Source organism: Paenibacillus kobensis NBRC 15729 (assembly GCF_004000825.1).
GTDB lineage: Bacteria > Bacillota > Bacilli > Paenibacillales > Paenibacillaceae > Paenibacillus_T > Paenibacillus_T kobensis.
The window spans coordinates 1-542 of the sequence record NZ_BILZ01000161.1 but is presented as its reverse complement, the minus strand read 5'-3'; the positions used below and the strand labels follow the sequence as shown (position 1 = coordinate 542).

Here is a 542-nt window from a genome sequence, read left to right as displayed (position 1 = left end):
CCCAGACAGCACCTTTATTATTCCGGGTCCGAAGACTACCGGTAATATGCAGATCGATCATTTTACAATGCCTTATCTCCATGATATGAGTGATGCAATGGGTTGGTTAGGGTATATGAATGAGGTTAAAGGCGGTCGTTTTTTTGAAACGGGTTGGTTTGGCCCAAATGCCGATGGGCTGTTGTATAGAACCGTATGGGATGTCGATAATGATCCGCAAGGTTATTTCGTAGATGAAGCCGTGATCGGATGGCTAGAGTGGCGGTCTAAAACCGTAAATAAAACAGATGAGGAGAAAAGATTTCCAATCGGCAAAGGCTGGACATGGAATATTCCATATATCAAACGTTCGGAGAGCGGAACGTTCATCAATCTTGGCAGTAAGGGCACCTATGATTTAAGTCTTAATGGCTACCCATATAAGGATATCTCCATTACGTATGCCTATAATTATGACACACAACAAACCGAAACTATCGCAAAATTGCTTAGCGGGGAAAGCTATTATTTTAATCAAGACGGAAATTTAATTAAAATTACGG

1 protein-coding gene is annotated in these 542 nt (G+C 41.3%); it reads left to right on the top strand.

The genetic code is table 11. The features are described 5' to 3' along the window. Nucleotides 1-542 (top strand): hypothetical protein (locus PKO01S_RS29020; RefSeq protein WP_164779853.1); only part of this gene is annotated, 542 nt, incomplete at both ends.